The following is a 13,425-nucleotide window of genomic DNA, read 5'->3' as shown; positions in this document are numbered from 1 at the left end:
TCGTCAAGCTTCTTGACGCTGAACAGGCTCTCGGTGAAGGTGTCGGGACCGCGCATGGTGCAAAGTGGTTCGGCTCGGTGGCGATGCGTTCAGCTCAGCAGCATGCGTGCCAGGCGGGGGGCAAGGTGGGCAGTATTTCAGCAGCCTGCTAATGCCGCGCGTTGTGGGTGGTTGTCAGCAGCTTGTCGGTATAGGCGATGGCCAGCGCACTGAGTAGAAATACGGCGTGGATGATGGTCTGCCACATCAGCACTTTTACCTCGTAATTTGCTGCGTTGATAAAAGTGCGCAGCAGATGTATCGATGAAATGCCGATGATCGCGGTTGCCAGTTTGACCTTCAGCACAGATGCGTTTACGTGGCTAAGCCATTCAGGCTGGTCGGGGTGACCGTCCAGGTTCATGCGGCTCACAAAGGTTTCATAGCCACCCACAATGACCATGATCAGCAAGTTGGAGATCATCACGACATCGATGAGCGCCAGCACGACCAGCATGATGATGGTTTCATTCAACGCAGTCGGAATGGTCGTGTTCTTGTAGCCCACGCTGGTAATCAGGATCTGCAGCGCGTCCTGGTCGCCCAAAGTGGCTTGTATCAGGTGCAATAGCTCCATCAAAAAATGCACCACATACACCGCTTGCGCGGCAATCAGGCCCAAGTAAAGCGGCAGTTGCAACCAGCGGCTGGCAAAAATAAAGTTGGGCAGTGGGCCTAGCGGAGTTTTTGGGGATGGAGTGCGTTCGGACATATGTGCGTAGCGGGTTGGTAACTTTACGGCTGGATTGTAGGATTGGGGATACTGGCAATCATTGCCTGCTTTGCATGTCAGCGGCGTGTAAGAGCCGAGATTCACATTACTGCCCAGTACATACCAACTACACCCTGAGGAGACAAACCCATGACCAGTTCCAGCTCTGCGATCGAGTCCGTGTTGATCGAGAACCGTGTATTCCCCCCCAGCGACGCCATGGTGCAGTCGGCCCGTATTTCCGGCATGGCCGGCTACAACGCTTTATGCGCCGAAGCCGAGCAGGATTTCGAAGGTTTTTGGAGCCGCTTGGCGCGTGAAAACCTGCGCTGGACCAAGCCATTCAGCCAGACGCTGGACGAGTCCAATGCGCCGTTCTACCAGTGGTTTGCCGATGGCGAATTGAACGCCTCTGCCAATTGCCTGGACAAACACATGGGTACGCCCACCGAAAACAAGACTGCGGTGATTTTTGAGGCGGATGACGGCAAGGTGACGCACACCAGCTACAAGGAGCTGCTGGAGCGCGTCAGCCAGTTTGCGAATGCCCTGAAGGCCGAAGGCGTTCAAAAGGGCGATCGGGTGCTGATCTACATGCCGATGACGCTGGAGGGCGTGATCGCCATGCAAGCCTGCGCCCGTATTGGCGCGACCCACAGCGTGGTGTTTGGCGGCTTTTCGGCCAAGGCCTTGAATGAACGCATCATCGACGCGGGCGCCGTGGCGGTCATTACGGCCAACTACCAGATGCGTGGCGGCAAGGAGCTACCGCTCAAGGCCATCGTGGACGAGGGCCTGGCACAGGGTGGTTGCGAGTCGGTGAAATCTATCCTGGTGTACGAGCGCACCCCCACGGCCTGCAATATGGTGGCTGGGCGCGACAAGACCTTTGCCCAGGCGATTGCCGGCCAGAGCAGCGATTGCCCACCCGTGGCGGTGGGTGCAGAACACCCTCTGTTCATCCTCTACACCTCTGGCTCCACCGGCAAACCTAAGGGTGTGCAGCACAGCACCGGCGGCTATCTGCTGTGGGCCAAGCTGACCATGGACTGGACCTTCGACCTGCGTTCTGATGACGTGTTCTGGTGCACCGCCGATATCGGCTGGATCACCGGCCACACTTATGTGGCCTACGGCCCCCTGGCGGCAGGTGCTACGCAGATCATCTTTGAAGGCATTCCCACTTATCCAAACGCAGGCCGCTTCTGGCAGATGATTGAGCGCCACAAGTGCAGCATCTTCTACACCGCGCCCACGGCCATCCGCTCGCTGATCAAGGCGGCTGAATCCGATCCCGCTGTGCACCCGGACCGCTTCAATCTGGACAGTCTGCGCATCCTCGGCTCGGTGGGCGAGCCCATCAACCCCGAGGCCTGGATGTGGTATTACAAGAACGTGGGCCACGAGCGCTGCCCGATTGTGGACACCTTCTGGCAGACCGAAACCGGCGGCCACATGATGTCGCCCATGCCCGGCGCCACGCCTTTGGTGCCCGGTAGCTGCACCTTGCCTTTGCCCGGCATCATGGCCGCCATCGTGGACGAGGTGGGCAATGACATTCCCAACGGTACGGGTGGCCTGCTGGTGGTCAAGCGCCCCTGGCCCAGCATGATCCGCACCATCTGGAACGACCCCGAGCGCTACAAGAAGAGCTATTTCCCCGAGGAAATGGGCGGCAAGATCTACCTTGCCGGAGACGGCGCGGTGCGCAGCGCAGACCGAGGCTACTTCCGCATCACCGGCCGTATCGATGACGTGCTGAACGTGTCCGGTCACCGCATGGGCACGATGGAGATCGAGTCGGCCCTGGTGTCGCACACCGCTCTGGTGGCCGAAGCTGCCGTGGTGGGCCGCCCGGATGACCTGACAGGCGAGGCCATCTGCGCCTTTGTGGTGCTCAAGCGGGGTTGCCCGACGGGCGACGAAGCCAAGAAAATTGCCAACGAGTTGCGTGCCTGGGTTGGCAAGGAAATTGGCCCCATCGCCAAGCCCAAGGACATCCGCTTCGGTGACAACCTGCCCAAGACACGCAGCGGCAAAATCATGCGCCGTCTGCTGCGCAATCTGGCCAAGGGTGAAACCGTCACGCAAGACACATCGACGCTGGAGAACCCGGCGATCCTGGGTCAGCTGGGGCAAACCTATTAATTGGTTTTGCTATATTTTGTGTAGCTGCTGGCGCAGGTAATATCTGCGCCAGAGGCCTAAAATGCTTAAAAGCCCGCGCACATGCTGCGGGCTTTTTTTATGGCTGGGCTCTTTCCCTATTTCAGCGTCAGCACCCAGGCCGCCAGCTTTTTGGCATCGGTCTCACTGACGCGCTCGTTCGCCGGCATGGGCAGGGGGCCCCAGTTGCAGACGCCGGATTTGCAAACGCTGCCTTTGCGGATGGTGTTGGCTAGGCGGTCGGCGGCGGTCTTGTCGGCCTGGTATTTGGCGGCGATGTCTTTGAACGCTGGCCCTACCTTTTTTCTATCGACGGAGTGGCAGCCCAGGCAGTTCTGGGATGTTGCCAGCGCCAAGTCTGCCAGGGCGGGGCTGGCCACGCTGCAGGCCAGCATCAAACTTAGCAGAGTGCGTTGCATTTTCGAGAGTGGGCTTGGAGTAAAGTGATTGGTGAAAATTGTAGGCGACGTGGATTGCGGCGCAGGTCTGTACCAGGAGGCGAAGATGTGGTTCTTGTTCATTGGGGTAGTGGCCTTGGCCATGAAGTACCTGGAGGTGGCCCCGGTGGCGGGTTGGAGCTGGTGGATTGTGTTGGCGCCGTTTGCCCTGGCCGCTTTGTGGTGGACATGGTCAGACTCCAGCGGTCGTACCAAGCGCAAGGTCATGCAGCGTGAAGACAAGCGCAAACAGGCGCGTATCGAAAAGCAGCGTGACGCCATGGGCCTGCCGCCTAAGCGGCCTCGCTGAATCTGCTCGCGTAAGTAAAAAAGCCCAAGGCCTCGCGGCCTTGGGCTTTTTTATGGCGCCAAGCGATTAATACGCGTCCAGCACCGCGCCCTTGCTGGCGCTGGAGGCATTGAAGGCGAACTTGGCCTGTACGCCACGGGTGTAGCGCGGCGCCGGCGGCGTCCAGCCTTCGCGGCGCTTGGCGATTTCGGCCTCGGGCACGTTCAGCTCCAGGACCAGCTTGTGCGCATCGATGGTGATGGAGTCACCTTCCTGCACAAAGGCGATGGTGCCGCCTGCCGCCGCTTCCGGTGCGACATGGCCGACCACCATGCCCCAGGTGCCGCCGGAGAAGCGGCCGTCGGTGATCAGGCCGACGCTTTCACCCAGGCCGGCACCAATCAGTGCACCCGTGGGGGCCAGCATTTCGGGCATGCCCGGGCCGCCCTTGGGGCCCAGATAGCGCAACACCATCACGTCGCCCGCCACGATCTTGCCGGCCAGGATGGCCGCCAGTGCGGATTGCTCGTCGTCGAACACGCGCGCCGGGCCGGTGATGACCGGGTTCTTCAGGCCGGTGATCTTGGCCACGGCACCTTCGGGCGACAGATTGCCCTTGAGGATGGCCAGGTGGCCTTCTGCGTACATGGGCTTGTCGATCGGGCGGATCACGTCCTGGTCAGCACGCGGCGCGTCGGGCACATCTTTCAGCACTTCGGCGATGGTCTGGCCGCTGATGGTGATGCAGTCGCCGTGCAACAGGCCAGCCTTCAGCAAGACCTTCATCACTTGCGGAATGCCGCCAGCCTGGTGCAGGTCTACCGCCAGATACTTGCCGCTGGGCTTCAGGTCACAGATGACGGGCACTTTCTTGCGCATGCGCTCAAAGTCGTCGATGCTCCATTCGACGCCAGCCGCGTGCGCGATGGCCAGGAAATGCAGCACCGCATTGGTCGAGCCGCCGGTGGCCATGATCACGGCCACGGCGTTTTCGATGGCCTTTTTGGTCACGATGTCGCGTGGCTTCAGGTCCTTCTTGATGGCTTCGATCAATACTTTGGCCGATTCCTTGGCCGAGTTCATCTTCTCGTCGTGCGGGTTGGCCATGGTGGACGAGTAGGGCAGGGAGATGCCCAGGGCCTCGAAGGCGCTGGACATGGTGTTCGCCGTGTACATGCCACCGCAGGAGCCGGTGCCGGGGATGGCGCGCTTTTCGATCTCCAGCAGGTCTTCGTCGCTCATATTGCCAGCGGCGTTCTGGCCCACGGCTTCGAATACGCTGACGATGTTCAGGTCCTGGCCCTTGTAGCGGCCTGGCAGGATAGTGCCGCCGTACACATAGATGGCGGGCACATTGGCGCGCAGCATGCCCATCAGGCCGCCGGGCATGTTCTTGTCGCAACCACCGACCACCACCACTCCGTCCATCCACTGGCCGCCCACGCAGGTTTCGATGCAGTCGCTGATGACTTCGCGGCTGACCAGCGAGTACTTCATGCCTTCCGTGCCCATGGCCATGCCATCGGAAATGGTCGGGGTGCCGAAGACTTGCGCGTTACCACCGGCTTCTTCGATGCCGGCGATGGCGGCATCGGCCAGTTTTTGCAGGCCAGAGTTGCAAGGAGTGATGGTGCTGTGGCCATTGGCGACGCCCACCATGGGTTTCTTGAAGTCACCTTCTTCGTAGCCCATGGCGTAGTACATGGAGCGGTTGGGCGCGCGCGACTTGCCTTCGGTGATGTTGGCCGAGCGGCGGTTGATCTGGATTGGTTTGGTTTCCATGGTGTCTCTTTTCAGCGTGGGGAGGTGTTTTTTGCAGCGCTGAGTATGCTACGACGCAAAACTAGGGTCCAATCTATTTTTAGATGCCTATTAATATGCTGAACATATGAATGCGATTGAACTACGGCTGTGGAACCAGTTCGTCGTGCTGGCCGAAGAGCTGCACTTTGGCCGGGCTGCGCAGCGCCTGTTCATGACCCAGCCGCCGTTGACCCAGGCCATTGCGCAGTTGGAGAAGCGGCTGGCGGTACGCTTGTTTGACCGCACCAAGCGCAGCGTGCAGCTCACCGCGACTGGCCGTGCTTTGTTACCCGAGGTGCTGGACCTGTTGGCGCGGGCCCAGGCCCTGCCAGAGCATGCGCGGGCGGCGGCGGCGGGCGAGCTGGGGCGCTTGCGGCTGGCTTTTGTGTCCACGGTGGGCTTTGCCTTGCTGCCGCAATGGGTGCGCGGTTTTCGGGCGCTGTACCCCAAGGTGCAGATGGAGCTGGTCGAAGCCACGGGCGACGTGCAGCTGGAAGCGTTTGCGCGCGGCGAGCTGGATGCGGGTTTCATGCTGCACGCGCCCGGCTTTGTGCCGCCCGGCCTGGCGCGGCAGGTGGTCAGCCGCGAGGCGCTGGTGCTGGCCCTGCCCGAACAGCATGCCCTGGCTGCCCAACCCCGCCTGGCATTGGTCGATGTGCTGGACCAACCGCTGGTGATCTTCCCGCGCCGCATCGTGCCGTCCTTATATGACTCGATCTTTGGCGTGTACCACGCGGCCGGGCGCCTGCCCGAGGTGGCGCAAGAGGCCATCCAGATGCAGACCATCGTGAACCTGGTGTCCGCCGGCCTGGGCCTGGCCTGGGTGCCGCAGAGCGTGACCCAGTTCCAGCGGCCGGGGGTGGTGTACCGGGCGCTGGCCGATGCGGCTGGTGTGCCGGGCTGCGAAACCAGTCTGGTCTGGGTGGAGCAGGGGGCCGGCCCGTCGCTTGAGCGGTTTGTGGAGTTTGTGGGGCAGGGTGCTGTTTAGGGCAGCTATATCTTTGATAGCTGCTTGCGCAATTGTTATCTGCACCAGAGGCATATTTTCCATGTAATTTCAAACCGGGCTCCTGGCTTTACCGGCCGGCAACATCGCTGCATGCAAAATAGCCGCTATGCTGATCCACCCCCAAATCAACCCCATCGCCCTGCAACTCGGGCCCCTGGCTGTCCATTGGTATGGCCTGACCTATCTGGCCGCGTTTGCCTTGTTCATGTTTCTGGGCACGCGCCGCTTGCGGCATCCGCCGTTTGTCAACATCCAAGGTCCAGGCGCCTGGGCCAGCAAGGACGTAGAGGACATTCTGTTTCTTGGGGTGATGGGCGTGGTGCTGGGCGGGCGCATTGGCTACTGCCTGTTTTACAAGCCTGACTTTTACCTGAGCCACCCGCTGGAGATTTTGTACGTCTGGCAAGGCGGCATGTCTTTCCATGGCGGTCTGTTGGGCGTGATTGCGTCCATGGTCTGGTTTGCTTATTCGCGTAAACGGCCCTTCTGGCAGGTGGCTGATTTTGTGGCGCCTTGTGTGCCGACGGGCCTGGCGGCGGGCCGGGTGGGCAATTTCATCAATGGCGAGCTGTGGGGGCGGCTGAGTTCATCCGATCTGCCCTGGGGTATGGTGTTCCGCGACGGTGGCCCATTGCCACGCCACCCCTCGCAGGTCTACCAGTTCCTGATGGAGGGGCTGCTGCTGTTCATTCTTCTGTGGTTGTATGCGCGCAAGGAGCGTGCGCAGGGCCAGGTGGCGGCCGCCTTCTTGTTTGGCTACGGGGTGTTCCGTTTCATTGCCGAGTTCTTCCGCGAGCCGGATGCCTTCCTGGGCTTGCTGTCTTTAGGTATGAGCATGGGCCAGTGGTTGTGCGTGCCGATGATCTTGGGCGGTGCAGCCGCATGGTGGTGGCTGGGGCGCCAGCGTAAGACGGATTAAGACTGTCTTTACCGCTTATTTTTGTTACATCTTTTGCTATTTAATCGGTAGCATGCGTTAGAGTTCTTGAAAAGTTGTATGCAGTTTCTAGGGTTCTCTCGTATTGGTTTACGCAAATCTGCCGCCGATAGGAAAGACGCCTTTGGGCTGTGGGTTTCAAGTAACTATTTCACACCTGGTAACAAAATGTCACCCCAAGACGGCATAATGAAATCATGCCACTTATAGCTTTATACACATAAGACCATGGGAGAACGCGTCGCTAAATGGATTGATGTAGCGCAGCTGCGCCATGGCTTGTTTATCCAGCTGGAGCTAGGCTGGATGGACCACCCCTTTCCCAAGGGCAGTTTCAAGATCACTTCGGACGACCAGATCAAGACGATTCTTTCCTTGGGCCTGAGTCGCGTCCGCTATTTCCCCGACCAAAGCGATGAGATTTCCGCGGTGCCGGATGGGCCTCAGCATGAGCCTGTGTCTGATGTGTCAACGCACCCCAGCCCGGATGATGAGCCTGTAGCGCCCGCGCCCGCTGGCGGGCAAGACAGCGCACGCGATCTGCGCCGTGAGCGCCTGGAGGCGCAGCGGCGCAGTCTGGCGCTGTGCGAGCGGCGTTTTGGCGAGGCCACACAACAATACCGGCGTTTGACGGACCAGGCCGCCCTGCGGCCAGAGCAGCTGCATGACGAAAGCCGTGCGCTGGTCGGGCGTTGCGTGCAGGACCTGCTGGCCGAAGGGGAGTCGGCCATTCGCCTACTGTCCGAAGCCATGGGGGAACGCAGCGCCGTGCACCCCGTGAATGTGATGGTGATTTCGATGCTGCTGGGCAAAGCCCTGGGGCTGCCGGCTGCTGCACTGGCCGACCTGGGCATGGCCGGGCTGTTGCATGACCTGGGCAAGATCCAGATGCCCGATCGGCTGCGTTCCGCAGATCCGGGTTTTTCCGCGTCGGAGTTGCAGGCCTACCAAGAGCACGTGGACCTGAGCCTGGTGCTGGCGAGGCGCATGGGTGCATCGGAAGATGTTTTACGCGCCATGTCGCAGCACCATGAGCTGGCCGACGGTAGCGGTTTTCCATCGGGCCTGGTGGGCGCAAACATGTCGGACATGGGCAAGATACTGGCCCTGGTCAACCGCTATGACAATCTGTGCAACCCGCCCCGGCTGGTAAATGCGCTGACGCCGCATGAGGCCTTGTCCCTGATTTTTGCCCAGATGAAGTCGCGTTTCGATGCGGTTACGCTGGGCGCATTTGTACGCATGATGGGCGTGTACCCGCCGGGTTCGGTGGTGCAGCTGGTCAACGACGGTTATGCCATGGTGGTGTCGGTCAATTCCAGCCGGCCTCTAAAGCCCAGCGTAATTGTGTTTGATGCCAACGTGCCTCGCGAAGAGGCGCTGATCGTCAATCTGGAGCATGCACCCGAGATGGGCATTCGCCGCAGCCTGAAGCCGTCGCAGCTGCCGCGCGTGGTGCAGGATTACCTGTCTCCGCGTCAGCGAGTAGCGTATTACTTCGAGCAGATGCCTATTCACGAGAGGCCAGGTAGCGTCGCATGACGGCTTCCGTGTTGGGGACGTTGATCGAAGGCTTGCCAGAAGCCGTTTGGATCGTGTCGGGAGTAAATTTCTCTGTGATGGAGGTTAACGTCGCCGCGCTGGACCTGCTGGGCATGCTGCGGCAACAGGTGGTGGGCCAGCAGGTCACGGTGTTCCTGGCGGCGCTGGAAGATGTTTTTTTCTGGAGTGAAGTCGAGCAGGGGGGCTCCCAGCGCATACGCTCGGAAACCACTCTGCGCTGCGGCGACGGCAGCAGCCGATCGGTGGAGCGCTCTGTCAGCCCGGTCTTGCTGCCAGATGGCAAATCGGTCTATGTGGTGGGGCTACGCGATCTGGGCCCGCTACGCCTGGTCGAAGGCCAACTGGAGCTGGTGCTGGCTGAAATGCAGGCCACACTGGAGTCCACTGTCGACGGCATATTGGCCTGTAATCTGAATGGCGTGGTTACGGTGTGCAACCAGCGCTTTTCGGAGCTATGGGGTGCGCCGCCCGAGCTTTTGCATGAGCGCAATAGCCAAGCCTTGTACGCGCATATGTCAGAGGTTGTGCACAACGCTGCGGTATACCGGCGGCGCATGGAGCACATTATTGCGACACCGCTCTACCAGGGGACGGACATCGTTTTGCTGCGCAACGGCCGTGTGCTGGAGCGCGTGACCCGGCCGCAAATGAGCCAGGGCCGTGCCATAGGGCGGGTGTATTCGTTTCGCGATATCACCGAACGGGTGGAGTCCGAGGCCAAGCTGCAGCTGGCGGGCAAGGTCTTCGAGGCCAGCCTGGACGCAATTTTCATCGCCGATGCGCAGCACCATGTTGTGGCCATCAACCCCGTATGCATGCGCCTGAGCCGTTGCCTGGAATCGCAGCTGCTGGGCCGGTATATCCCGGACCTGTTCCAGGACACCAGCGGTGCTGCCTTGTTCTCTCGTATCCAGGGTGGCTGGCAGCGTGACGGCCACTGGGATGGCGAGGCCCTGCATACCCGGGGTGATGACAGCGTCTGTACCGTCCATCTGGCGTGGATTGCCGTGCGCGACGCCCAGGGGCAGATCGTGCAGAGCATAGGTTTCTTCAAGGACCTGACCGAAAAGAAGGCCAACCACCAGCGTATCGAGCAGCTAGCCTACACGGATGTGTTGACCGGCTTGCCAAACCGTCTGATGCTGTCGCAGCGCGTGGACTTTGCGTTGCGCCTGGCTGAGCGTGATGGTGGCGAATTCGCCATCCTCATTTTGGATCTGGACCGCTTCAAGAACATCAATGATTCCCTGGGCCATTTGTTTGGCGACCGGGTGTTGATCGAGGTCGGGCGCCGTATGGCAGCTTGCCTGCGCCAGGTGGATACGCTGTGTCGCCTGGGAGGCGACGAGTTCGTGATGTACGTGCACCAGGCCGATGCGGAAGGTGCCAAGATGGTGGCCGAGCGGGTGCTGGAAAGCATGACCGAGCCCTTCCACATGGACGATATGGACTTCTCTGTGGGCTGCAGTATTGGTGTGTCGATGTACCCCGCCGACGGGCAGAACCTGGACGACATGATCAAGGCGGCAGACACCGCCATGAACCGCGCCAAGGAGCGCGGGCGCGGCCATTTCCGCTTCTACCAGCCGCAAATGAATGTGGCTTTGCTGTCGCGCATGAAGATGGAACACCGCCTGCGTCTGGCGCTGGATGCCGGCCACCTGCAACTGTATTACCAGCCCCAGGTGAATCTGGACGACGGCGAGGTGCTGGGTGTGGAGGCGTTGATACGCTGGTTCGACCCCGAACTGGGTCAGGTGTCGCCGGCCCATTTCATACCGATTGCCGAAGAGTCGGGTTACATCATCACTATTGGCGCCTGGGTGTTGACCGAGGCCGTGCGCCAGGCTGCTGCCTGGCAACGCGCGGGAACGGCGCGCACCGTATCGGTGAATGTCTCGGCCTTGCAGTTCCAGCAAGCCGATTTTGTAGAGAAAGTTGCCGGTGTTTTGCACCAATTTGGGTTGGACCCCCGGCTACTGGATCTGGAGCTCACCGAGTCCATTTTGGTGCAGGATGCTGAGGAAGCTTTTGCGCGCCTGCAGGCATTGGCCGCGCTGGGCGTGGTGCTGTCGATTGACGATTTCGGCACTGGCTATTCCAGCCTGGCGTATCTAAAGAAGTTTCCCATCCACAAGCTCAAGATCGACCGCTCATTCATCCGTGGCTTGCCGTCGGACGAGAGCGATCTGGCGATCGTCAGCGCCATCATTCAGATGGGCCGTGCGCTCAAGCTCACCATCATTGCCGAGGGGGTGGAAACCATCGCCCAGCGCCAGGTGCTGCAGGGCTTGCGTTGTGAGCAGTACCAGGGGTTTTTGTATTCGGCGGCGGTGCCGAGTGGCGATCTCGATGGCGTAATCGACGATGCGGTAGGAAGATTTGCCGAGGCCAGTCAATAGGGCAGCAGCGGGGTAGAAGGTGTCTGCGAATGTCAGCATACCCGATAAATTTATATGCTACATAAACCGTAGCTGAGAGCGCAATAAATACAAGGGCTGTGGCCCTTTTTTAATTTTGCCCGTTGCCCTGATTCAAAACTCGTTCAAAACTCGTTTAAAACTTTCTCGGCCCTGGGGTCTGGGACCATGATGCGTTTGGCCTCCGAATTGCGGGGGTCGGCATAGAGCAAGGTCGTTTTTAGATTCTTGTGGCCGGCTAGCGTTTGGGCGAATTCCTGGCCGTACTGGGCTTGGTAGAGGCGGATAGCTAGGCTACGGATTTCATGGAAGGTAGCCGGTGTGCGGCCATCTTCAACCGGAATTTCCGCCAGATCGCGGGCCTTTGCAAACGCTTCGCTGAGAGTATCCACGTCCACTGGAGCGCCGGCATCGTAGTGACCACCGCCAGTGCGATGGTGTACCAAGTGCGGCGTGAGCAGCCCGGCGCTGCGGCAACTCGCAATCACATCCTTGAGGTTCCAGCCAACGGCATCAAGACGTAGGGATAGTGGGATGCCCAGCATAGTTTCGCCACCAGACTTGCGCTGATCGACCTGCAAGTGGCCGTCGATGATATGGGCCCGCTGCATCGCCGCCACGTCGCCCCGACGCTGGGCCGACACCAGCGCCAGCTCCATGGAACGTTTAGCCCATGGCTTTTTCTGCGCCGCATGGATCTTCAAGAAATCCTCCAGCGTCAGCCGCATGCGCGCCACCTTGGATTTCTGCGTAGCGGTGGCCGTCACTGGGCTGGCACCGGCTTTAATGTGCCCATGCACCTCGGCGGCGCGGAACACCTCTTGCGCAGTGGCCCGGATCAACTCAGCCATTCGCACCCGTCCGCTGTCCGCATAGCTGCGCAGCACGTCCGCAATCATGGTGGTAGTGACGTCGCACATTGGGATGTGCCCACAGGTAGCCAGCAGCTCGCGCATGGCAGATTGGTGGTTTTTGATGGTCTTTGCGGCCAGGGTCAGGCCGACGCGTGCAATCCAGTCATCGAACCAGGCGCGCAGCGTGGGAACGCCGCTCGCTGAAATGCGATCCACTAGGCTGCGCGACTGCTCTGCTGCACGCTTGGCATTGGCAGCCCGAGCGTCTGCAAAGGCGGCAGCCCGGTCCACACCCAGGCCGTAGGACTTGCCATCAAGCGGGTCCACCCAGTAGAAGTACCCCTTGGTATTGACGTAGAGGCCATCCGGGAAGGAACGACGAGCTGCTGATCTTGGACGCCCCATTACGCTGCGGACCTACGAAGTGAGCGCTTCTTGGCCGCCGGCGTGTAACGAGCGTCGGGATCTACGTAATAGGCCCGGCCGTGCAGCTGGGGCGTGGGCTGGATCAATGCATCACGAGCCCACTTGCGCAGGGTATTCAGGCAGGGCGCGTTTTCCTGGTAGGTTTGCTGCGCCCAGGTGGTCAGGGATACGAGTGGTTTTGCGGTGCTCATGGTTATTCCTCCTTCTGTGCGCTAGTGGGTGCTGGTTGAGTGCGGGCGCGCAGGATGGCAGCGCCTGCGGTGCAAGACGCGATACCTGTTTGCGAATATTTCACGGCCCATTCGTTAGCTATGTCAACGCAGGCGTACCGCTCTGCCATCACAGCCGCATTGATAGCCTGCTGCTGTGACTTGAGGGCTTCGGCTTCGATGGCACGGGCAAACTCTCTATAGTCCTGGGAAGGGCCTTTCTTGCAGCCGTCAATTTCCCAATCCGTCAGCCTCACATGCTGCTCCTCTACTGACTGCGCGGTGGCGTAGAGTGGGCGCACCTCCGTGTAGCTCTTGATGCATTTTGCGACTTCTTCGGCTTCCTCCTTGGTGGTATGCGCTGGGTAACTTGGCCGCATTTCGCCTATGCCCCAATAAATCAGCCACGCCACCGGCTTCGCCTCGCTTACCGGCGCTGCACGTTGTGCGCGGCCAGCCTCAAAGCACTGTTCACCGAACTTTTTGATAGTGGCTATTTCTAACTCAGTCCACTGCATGACGTGGGGATCTGGATGCGTGGGCAATTCTGGGTAGTTCATA

The 13,425-nt window shown here is 60.3% G+C and carries 12 protein-coding genes; 6 read left to right on the top strand and 6 right to left on the bottom strand.

Going from position 1 to position 13,425, the window contains the following annotated elements; genetic code table 11:
• Positions 1–148 precede the first annotated feature (148 nt).
• On the bottom strand, positions 149–751 hold the full coding sequence (locus AC4BBN_RS21010) for a TIGR00645 family protein (protein WP_490593966.1): 603 nt from the start codon (positions 749–751) through the stop codon (positions 149–151).
• A gap of 150 nt (positions 752–901) precedes the next feature.
• On the opposite strand from AC4BBN_RS21010, the gene acs reads away from it, so the two are divergent.
• On the top strand, positions 902–2,899 hold the full coding sequence (gene acs / locus AC4BBN_RS21005; RefSeq protein ID WP_490593965.1) for an acetate--CoA ligase: 1,998 nt from the start codon (positions 902–904) through the stop codon (positions 2,897–2,899).
• 116 nt (positions 2,900–3,015) lie between these two features.
• Here acs and AC4BBN_RS21000 read toward each other — a convergent pair whose 3' ends face one another.
• Positions 3,016–3,336, bottom strand: a complete 321-nt coding sequence (locus AC4BBN_RS21000) for a c-type cytochrome (RefSeq protein ID WP_490593964.1) — start codon at positions 3,334–3,336, stop codon at positions 3,016–3,018.
• Positions 3,337–3,367: 31 nt separating this feature from the next.
• Between AC4BBN_RS21000 and AC4BBN_RS20995 the strand changes: the two genes are divergently transcribed.
• Positions 3,368–3,664 (top strand): TIGR04438 family Trp-rich protein, encoded by a 297-nt coding sequence (locus AC4BBN_RS20995; RefSeq protein ID WP_490593963.1) that lies wholly within the window; start codon positions 3,368–3,370, stop codon positions 3,662–3,664.
• A gap of 66 nt (positions 3,665–3,730) precedes the next feature.
• Here the strand turns inward: AC4BBN_RS20995 and ilvD are convergent, their stop codons facing one another.
• Entirely contained in the window at positions 3,731–5,425 is a 1,695-nt protein-coding gene (gene ilvD / locus AC4BBN_RS20990) for a dihydroxy-acid dehydratase (RefSeq protein WP_490593962.1), read from the bottom strand.
• A gap of 106 nt (positions 5,426–5,531) precedes the next feature.
• On the opposite strand from ilvD, the gene AC4BBN_RS20985 reads away from it, so the two are divergent.
• The 4 genes from AC4BBN_RS20985 to AC4BBN_RS20970 all read left to right on the top strand — a co-directional run bounded on the left by AC4BBN_RS20985 (position 5,532) and on the right by AC4BBN_RS20970 (position 11,357).
• Positions 5,532–6,434 (top strand): LysR family transcriptional regulator, encoded by a 903-nt coding sequence (locus AC4BBN_RS20985; protein WP_490593961.1) that lies wholly within the window; start codon positions 5,532–5,534, stop codon positions 6,432–6,434.
• 127 nt (positions 6,435–6,561) lie between these two features.
• Entirely contained in the window at positions 6,562–7,374 is an 813-nt protein-coding gene (gene lgt / locus AC4BBN_RS20980; protein ID WP_490593960.1) for a prolipoprotein diacylglyceryl transferase, read from the top strand.
• 246 nt (positions 7,375–7,620) lie between these two features.
• Positions 7,621–8,934, top strand: a complete 1,314-nt coding sequence (locus AC4BBN_RS20975; RefSeq protein WP_490593959.1) for a cyclic di-GMP phosphodiesterase — start codon at positions 7,621–7,623, stop codon at positions 8,932–8,934.
• On the top strand, positions 8,931–11,357 hold the full coding sequence (locus tag AC4BBN_RS20970) for a sensor domain-containing protein (RefSeq protein ID WP_490593958.1): 2,427 nt from the start codon (positions 8,931–8,933) through the stop codon (positions 11,355–11,357). The genes AC4BBN_RS20975 and AC4BBN_RS20970 overlap by 4 nt, the downstream gene beginning before the upstream one ends.
• A gap of 143 nt (positions 11,358–11,500) precedes the next feature.
• Here the strand turns inward: AC4BBN_RS20970 and AC4BBN_RS20965 are convergent, their stop codons facing one another.
• The 3 genes from AC4BBN_RS20965 to AC4BBN_RS20955 are packed head-to-tail and all read right to left on the bottom strand — an operon-like array spanning position 11,501 to position 13,424.
• Positions 11,501–12,634 carry a tyrosine-type recombinase/integrase gene (locus AC4BBN_RS20965; protein ID WP_490593957.1) on the bottom strand — a complete coding sequence of 378 codons (1,134 nt, stop codon included), beginning with the start codon at positions 12,632–12,634 and terminating at the stop codon, positions 11,501–11,503.
• On the bottom strand, positions 12,634–12,846 hold the full coding sequence (locus AC4BBN_RS20960; RefSeq protein ID WP_490593956.1) for an excisionase: 213 nt from the start codon (positions 12,844–12,846) through the stop codon (positions 12,634–12,636). The genes AC4BBN_RS20965 and AC4BBN_RS20960 overlap by 1 nt, the downstream gene beginning before the upstream one ends.
• A gap of 2 nt (positions 12,847–12,848) precedes the next feature.
• Entirely contained in the window at positions 12,849–13,424 is a 576-nt protein-coding gene (locus AC4BBN_RS20955) for a hypothetical protein (RefSeq protein ID WP_490593955.1), read from the bottom strand.
• Between the last annotated feature and the right edge of the window lies 1 nt (position 13,425).

The sequence above is a fragment of the Rhodoferax sp. SPJ21 genome (assembly GCF_058216335.1).
The sequence above is the reverse complement of the archived record's forward strand: the minus strand, read 5'-3'. Positions and strand labels throughout refer to the sequence as shown.

What these genes read in the sequence shown, in the direction of transcription:
- AC4BBN_RS20975 (WP_490593959.1), top strand. Translation starts at nt 7,621, where the DNA reads ATGGGAGAACGCGTCGCTAAATGGATTGATGTAGCGCAGCTGCGCCAT.
- AC4BBN_RS20960 (WP_490593956.1), bottom strand. Translation starts at nt 12,846, where the DNA reads ATGAGCACCGCAAAACCACTCGTATCCCTGACCACCTGGGCGCAGCAA.
- AC4BBN_RS20965 (WP_490593957.1), bottom strand. Translation starts at nt 12,634, where the DNA reads ATGGGGCGTCCAAGATCAGCAGCTCGTCGTTCCTTCCCGGATGGCCTC.
- ilvD (WP_490593962.1), bottom strand. Translation starts at nt 5,425, where the DNA reads ATGGAAACCAAACCAATCCAGATCAACCGCCGCTCGGCCAACATCACC.
- lgt (WP_490593960.1), top strand. Translation starts at nt 6,562, where the DNA reads ATGCTGATCCACCCCCAAATCAACCCCATCGCCCTGCAACTCGGGCCC.
- AC4BBN_RS21000 (WP_490593964.1), bottom strand. Translation starts at nt 3,336, where the DNA reads ATGCAACGCACTCTGCTAAGTTTGATGCTGGCCTGCAGCGTGGCCAGC.
- AC4BBN_RS20955 (WP_490593955.1), bottom strand. Translation starts at nt 13,424, where the DNA reads ATGAACTACCCAGAATTGCCCACGCATCCAGATCCCCACGTCATGCAG.
- AC4BBN_RS21010 (WP_490593966.1), bottom strand. Translation starts at nt 751, where the DNA reads ATGTCCGAACGCACTCCATCCCCAAAAACTCCGCTAGGCCCACTGCCC.
- AC4BBN_RS20970 (WP_490593958.1), top strand. Translation starts at nt 8,931, where the DNA reads ATGACGGCTTCCGTGTTGGGGACGTTGATCGAAGGCTTGCCAGAAGCC.
- AC4BBN_RS20985 (WP_490593961.1), top strand. Translation starts at nt 5,532, where the DNA reads ATGAATGCGATTGAACTACGGCTGTGGAACCAGTTCGTCGTGCTGGCC.
- acs (WP_490593965.1), top strand. Translation starts at nt 902, where the DNA reads ATGACCAGTTCCAGCTCTGCGATCGAGTCCGTGTTGATCGAGAACCGT.